Genomic DNA, 5,917 nt, shown 5'->3' with positions numbered 1-5,917 from the left:
GTTATAGCTATATGATGGCTACAACTTTCACTTTAAAACTTACAACAACCTATATGTACCAGGGGTTACAGCAGTTTTCAATAAAATATTTCTTGTTTTAAAAACATGAAACGTTATAGCTATATGATGGCTACAACGTTCAAACGAAAAATGTTAAAAGGAATTCCCTCCTAATATCTTCTTATATTTTATGTAATCTACATATTTGAACTTTTCTACGTCCTTTAATTACTTACTGAATATAGTCATACAAATTTTTCGCTAACAACAAACAAGTTACTGTAATGAAAAGAGCACGAACATACCCGCTTCCTTTTTTTATAGCAAACTTGGAGCCGGCGATTCCTCCAGCAATTTGAGCAATTCCCATTATGAATCCATACGCATAGTTTACTTGCCCTACATACATAAACATGAACAATGCACCAACGTTACTTCCTAAATTAAGAAACTTCGCTGTACCTGCTGCTTTTAAAAAATCATACCCAATAAATAAAAGAGAAAACATTAAAAATGAACCTGTTCCAGGACCTAGAAATCCATCATAAAAACCAATAGCAAAAATAAAAAAGGTAAAAATAATGACGTGTCGACCAGACAATTTTTTATGAGTGGAAATACTTCCCCAATCCTTTTTGAATATCGTATAAATAGCGACCACACCAAGCATGATCAACATCAATGGCTTCAATACTTCTGGATTCATTAAATGAACGGTCCATGCCCCTACTATGGAGCCTATGAAAGTGATTGGAAATAATTTAAACGCCGATTTCAAATCAAGATTACCAGAACGATAAAACACAATATTACTAGTGGCACTTCCCATTGTTGATGCTAATTTATTCGTGGCTACTGCACTTGCTGGATTCAATCCTGTAAATAATAAAGCTGGTAAGGCGATCAATCCACCACCACCTACAACTGAATCAATAAATGCAGCTACAAACCCAAAAACAATCAAAATAATTAATACTGATGGGTCTAAATAAAAATCCATATTAGTAGCCTCCCCTTTAGTCACTATTGTAATAGTAACTACCAATTTGCTAAATGTAAAGAGTTATTGTAACGTTGAAATATAAAGTGAAACTTTAATCAGTGGGGGGGTTTGTTCATCCCCACTGATTATTAGTTGAACCAATCGGGCTTTTACGGACAGTTAATCCCCACCTAACTTCTTTGCTTCCGCTGAATTTTGAGGTGGGGGTCTTACTGCCCGTTAAAGCGGGATAAAAGCAAACATCGGAGGAAAAAAAGTGGACTACATAGTGCAACAGCTTAAAAAAATTGGTTTTAATGAATATGAAGCTAAATCTTATGTATCTCTTGTGAAACAAGGGCCTGTCACAGCCTATCAAGTGAGTAAAGATTCGGGTGTCCCAAGAGCGCGAATTTATGAGATTTTAGGTAACCTTGTAGAAAAAGGAATTGTCATGAAAGAAGAAATAAATGACACCACCCGCTATTCACCTCTACCTGTTGAAATTTTTTTACAGAAGGCGCAATCAGAATGGCAGTCTACTTACGAAGGAATAAGTGATTCATTAAAGAAACTAGAAACTTCCGAAGAAAAAACGGATAATCGAGTCATTACTTTAAAAGACAATCAAACAATCATTAGCTATTGTCAAACATTAATAAAAAAAGCCGAAAAACGTATTGTCATTTCGATGTGGGATGAGATGTATGAAGCGTTAAAAGAGGATCTAGCTGAGGTAGCTGATAAAGTTTCAGTACAAGGTATTACCTTACATGTTGAAAATCCCATTAAAAATCTAGAAGCTCATCGTATCACACCTTATACAGAAACCCTCTCTACAGAACATTGGTTTATTTTATCAATAGATTCTAAAGAAATGATTTATGGCCCATCACTTGAAGAGCGTAATATTGCTTTTTATACAGATGACCCCGTTCATATATACTTATTAGAGGATTATGTATGGCATGATGTTTTAGTAAATCGACTTGTCCGACGTAGCCAAGATGACTTGGAGCAATGGATTACTGCAGAGAGAAGAGCTTTCTTTATGGAGAAATAAGAAACATATTCAAAAAATAAAGCATAAGTGAATACAATGGAAAACTTATGCTTTATTTTATATGCAAAGTAATACTCAAGTCTTTTCACTATTTCCCCTCCACAAACCGCCCAAACTCCTTCAAAAATCTCAACTTAAAACTCCCCACAGGCCCATTCCGATGCTTCGCCACATGAATCTCTGTCATCTCTTTCTGCATCGTTTCCTTATCGTAATAATCTTCGCGATACATAAGCATAATGACATCCGCATCTTGCTCAATTTGGCCTGTCTCTCTTAAGTCAGATAAAAGAGGGCGCTTATCTTGACGCGACTCTACAGAACGAGATAATTGAGATAATGCTACTACACAAACATTTAATTCCCGCGCTAATAACTTAAGCTTACGAGAAATCTCACTAATCTCTTGAAATCGATTGCCCTTATGCTTCGGATCGCCCGTAATAAGCTGCAAGTAATCTACAATAATTAAAATCTTTTTATCCCCATGCTTCCTCTTTAACTTACGCGTTTGCATCCAAATATCTTGCACCATAACCCCTGCGTTGTCGTAAATCTCAAGTGGCAACTCACCAATCTCCGCAAACGCCTTACTCACCCTTTCCCAGTCTTCCATTGCAAAACGGTGCTTCGGATTTTTCAGTCTGCCTCCTGACACTTCACCTACGCAAGAAGCCATCCTTTTTAACAATTGCTTACTACTCATCTCTAACGAAAACAATCCAACTGCCGCTCCAGACTTCGCTGCATGCAGCCCAACATTTAACGCAAACGCAGTCTTCCCCATAGAAGGCCGTGCACCAAGAACGACAAAATCACCCTCCTGCAATCCGCACGTCATTTTATTTAGCGATGTATAACCAGTCTCAATACCCGTAATCTCTTTCGCATCTTGATGCAGCTCTTCATATAAATCAACTAACGCATCCTTCAAATCAAACTCACATACACAGTCCTTTTCCTCTAACTCACAAAGTGCCGTAATCGTCTCACCAATAATCTTCTCACTCTTCTCCGCAATAAGACGCTCTCCCATCTTGTGCCCAAGAACACCCGCCTGATACATTTTCCAGGCACCTCGAACAAGCCCCTCATAATACGAGAAGTTGCTAGTAGTAGGCACACCATCCATTAACCCTATAAAATACTCCATTCCCCCGATCCCCTTCAAAAAATTCGGATCCACCCTAGAAGTAAAAGTCACAAGGTCAATCGGTTGCCCCTCTTCTTCCATCTTTCGCATTAACTGAAATATAGACTTATGCACCGGCATCGAAAAATACTGCTCCGTCAAACGGCACTCCTTAATAAGCTCTCCATCAAGTAATAGAGAACCTAATACCGTCTTTTCCGCCTCCACATTTTGAATACTCATGGACGCCACCCGCGCTCCGCTAAAAAGCGCTGCAACTCTTCCTCAGACGGCGCATTCTTCTCCCACTCCTCACACCTCGCCAAAAACTCCTCCGTCTCCCCCGTACTAACAGACGAATCCTTCTTCCTAAAGCTCGCCGTATCCGCCTCAACCTCACACACTTTCGTAAACCCTTTCCCGTGCCACCCCCGCAAAATCCCCTTCACATAAGCAACCGTCCGCTTATTATTCTCAAACGCAATTTGAAGGGCCTTCAGCACAAGCTCCTCTGACAAATCTTCCATCCACGCACTCAGTTCCTCTACAGTATGAGGGGACAAACTACCGAAATGCTGCTCATAAAAGGAAAACACACGACTTCCCGTTTCTTCCTCTATAACCTCTTCTTCCTCGGCCTCCTCACAAACTGGCTCAACATCATCCACAGCTAAATCACTCGGCATACCGAAATGCGCTAAAAGCATCGGAACATTCAGCTCCTCCTCCACGCACTTCTGAAGAAACATATGTACAAACTCCTTATTCTTCACACCCTTAAGCTCACGAAGCACACACTTCTCCACATTCGTATTCGTCACAGGATTATAACGAAGCCAATTCAAAACGAACAACTCCCGCGTCTCCGCATCATAAAGAATCTTCCCATAATCAATGAAGCGCTGCACAAGCTTATCAACAGTCTCCCGATTATAACCCGTCTCCATCTCCGCTAACCGCTTCGGAAAAGGAAAAATCCCACACTGCGTCGTCTTCGAACAAGTTAATAAGTAAACGTAAAAATACCGCTCCTCCGGCGTCAAATCCAAAACAAAATCATCCTGCCAAAAATTCACCTGCACAGTACGATACACCGCCATCCTAATTCCTCCCGTCTTCATTCAAAAATGAAAATTTCCTCTTTGTACTATATATAGGAAGGAGGGCCGGGTTTTTGGCGTGTTATTTCAAAAATTTTTTCGACTCCTACTACGGTGTTTGTTGGTGTTTTTATTTTGTTATGTTTTTTCTTAGTGATTTATTACTTGGTAGGGGCTTGTAAGGGGCTTAGGGGGGGCTATTATCGGTTACTTCGATTAGGAAGACTCGATCTGAGAAGTCGCCTCTTTCTTTTGCTTTCTTTTTACGGATGTCGTTGATTTCTTCTAGCGTTGTGCCTTCGTGTTCGGCTAGGGCATTTATTAGTTCTAGTAGGTCGGATAGTTCTTCGAGTTTATGTTCTTTTGCTGTTGCTTCTAGGTATTCGGTTAGTTCTTCTTCCGTTTTTTTGCAGATTTCTTTTATGTATTCGTCTTCGGATAGGATTCTTGTTGTGGGTGTTTTTCCGTTGGTTTTTATTATTTGTGGGATTTTGTTTCGGATTAGTTTGTTGTAAGTTGGCATGTGGTTTTCCTCCGTTTGGTTTTTCTTCTATTATAATGGAAAAGCAGTTTAACTAGTTGTTAAACTGCTGCATTGCTTCTTTTATATAGTTTTCTTCTTCGGTTGTGAAGAGAGCTGGGAATTCGGATAATGGGAGGTTGGATTTTTGGATTATATCCTCTATATCACTTTGAGGTGTATCAAAATAGTTCGTTACCTCTTCTATTAAATTGAAAAATTCCTTCAAAGTAACTTGAACTTCATCATGACCCGGATCCTTCTCTTCTTCCTTATGCTTTTTCAACTTTCCTATCACATCCATAAAACGCCGATCAAACTCTTCTTTCAGTTCCTTATTTTTATAAAACGCTTGAACACTCTCCTTTGAAAAGTGTTCCTCTAGCCATTCTTTATTTTCTTTCTCCCATATAAAAGTTTGTAGAAACGAAGAAAACAAAGCAACATCCACTCGTTCTTCCTTTTGAAACTTCTTCGTCATCTCATCTATATGCGAAAGCACCTTCGCAATTCTTTCTTGCTCTGCCAAAAGCAATTCCCTTTGAAAATGCATTTGTCTTAAAAATTCTTCCGTCTCTATATCACGCTGCAATATAATATTTTGAATTTCTCCAAGCGAAAAACCGAGATGCTTAAATGATTGAATTTGCTGTAGCACATACAAATCATCTTTTGTATATAACCGATGACCTCCCTCAGTATAATTGCTTGGCTTTAATAAATTAATCTTGTCATAATAACGAAGCGTCCGCACCGTAACATCCCCAACACTTGCAAACTCACTAATCATCCACGCCATATCCTCACCTACTCCACTAACTTCTCTTTCACGTACTGAAGCATATGAGAAAAACTCATCTCATTCTGCCTACAATGTTGAAACAAACCTACAATAAGCAATAAAAAAGGAACGTTCCCTCTATAACGATTTTCATACTCACTAATACCATCGTAAAAGTACTCATACTTTCTTTTTCGTAAAACGATATAAATCGCAATAAACAACACTGCAATCATAATAAAAATTCGCTTCCCCTTTATCTCTGGTATTATCCCCTTTAGGTAGACAGTAAAAAAAGAGTCCATCTGGTATGATGGACTCAATACTGTTTTATCTGGA

General features: G+C 39.0%; 7 protein-coding genes. 1 reads left to right on the top strand and 6 read right to left on the bottom strand.

Going from position 1 to position 5,917, the window contains the following annotated elements; genetic code table 11:
- Nucleotides 1-232 precede the first annotated feature (232 nt).
- A complete protein-coding gene (locus PDQ68_RS28170; protein WP_061182576.1) occupies nt 233-1,000 on the bottom strand; it encodes a TSUP family transporter in 768 nt (255 codons plus the stop codon).
- Between the two features lie 259 nt (nt 1,001-1,259).
- Between PDQ68_RS28170 and PDQ68_RS28165 the strand changes: the two genes are divergently transcribed.
- A complete protein-coding gene (locus tag PDQ68_RS28165; protein WP_061182577.1) occupies nt 1,260-2,045 on the top strand; it encodes a TrmB family transcriptional regulator in 786 nt (261 codons plus the stop codon).
- Between the two features lie 88 nt (nt 2,046-2,133).
- Here the strand turns inward: PDQ68_RS28165 and dnaB are convergent, their stop codons facing one another.
- The 5 genes from dnaB to PDQ68_RS28140 all read right to left on the bottom strand — a co-directional run bounded on the left by dnaB (nt 2,134) and on the right by PDQ68_RS28140 (nt 5,883).
- A complete protein-coding gene (gene dnaB / locus PDQ68_RS28160) occupies nt 2,134-3,420 on the bottom strand; it encodes a replicative DNA helicase (RefSeq protein WP_061182578.1) in 1,287 nt (428 codons plus the stop codon).
- The gene (locus PDQ68_RS28155) at nt 3,417-4,277 is read right to left on the bottom strand and encodes a DnaD domain-containing protein (RefSeq protein WP_061182579.1); all 861 of its coding nucleotides are present in this window, start codon (nt 4,275-4,277) and stop codon (nt 3,417-3,419) included. Before PDQ68_RS28155 ends, dnaB begins: the two co-directional genes overlap by 4 nt.
- Nucleotides 4,278-4,464: 187 nt before the next feature.
- Nucleotides 4,465-4,800: a nucleoside triphosphate pyrophosphohydrolase gene (locus tag PDQ68_RS28150; protein WP_061182580.1), complete on the bottom strand. Its 336-nt coding sequence runs from the start codon at nt 4,798-4,800 to the stop codon at nt 4,465-4,467.
- A gap of 52 nt (nt 4,801-4,852) precedes the next feature.
- Entirely contained in the window at nt 4,853-5,596 is a 744-nt protein-coding gene (locus PDQ68_RS28145; RefSeq protein ID WP_061182581.1) for a MerR family transcriptional regulator, read from the bottom strand.
- Between the two features lie 8 nt (nt 5,597-5,604).
- Complete coding sequence (locus PDQ68_RS28140) at nt 5,605-5,883, bottom strand: hypothetical protein (RefSeq protein WP_061182582.1); 279 nt, start codon at nt 5,881-5,883, stop codon at nt 5,605-5,607.
- Nucleotides 5,884-5,917: the final 34 nt, after the last annotated feature.

It is taken from the genome of Bacillus cereus group sp. Bc010 (assembly GCF_027716745.1).
GTDB classification, from domain to species: domain Bacteria; phylum Bacillota; class Bacilli; order Bacillales; family Bacillaceae_G; genus Bacillus_A; species Bacillus_A pacificus.
The sequence above is the reverse complement of the archived record's forward strand: the minus strand, read 5'-3'. Positions and strand labels throughout refer to the sequence as shown.

Excerpts from the sequence above, each read along its gene's own strand:
- PDQ68_RS28170 (WP_061182576.1), bottom strand. The coding sequence starts at position 1,000 with ATGGATTTTTATTTAGACCCATCAGTATTAATTATTTTGATTGTTTTT.
- dnaB (WP_061182578.1), bottom strand. The coding sequence starts at position 3,420 with ATGAGTATTCAAAATGTGGAGGCGGAAAAGACGGTATTAGGTTCTCTA.
- PDQ68_RS28155 (WP_061182579.1), bottom strand. The coding sequence starts at position 4,277 with ATGGCGGTGTATCGTACTGTGCAGGTGAATTTTTGGCAGGATGATTTT.
- PDQ68_RS28150 (WP_061182580.1), bottom strand. The coding sequence starts at position 4,800 with ATGCCAACTTACAACAAACTAATCCGAAACAAAATCCCACAAATAATA.
- PDQ68_RS28145 (WP_061182581.1), bottom strand. The coding sequence starts at position 5,596 with ATGGCGTGGATGATTAGTGAGTTTGCAAGTGTTGGGGATGTTACGGTG.
- PDQ68_RS28140 (WP_061182582.1), bottom strand. The coding sequence starts at position 5,883 with ATGGACTCTTTTTTTACTGTCTACCTAAAGGGGATAATACCAGAGATA.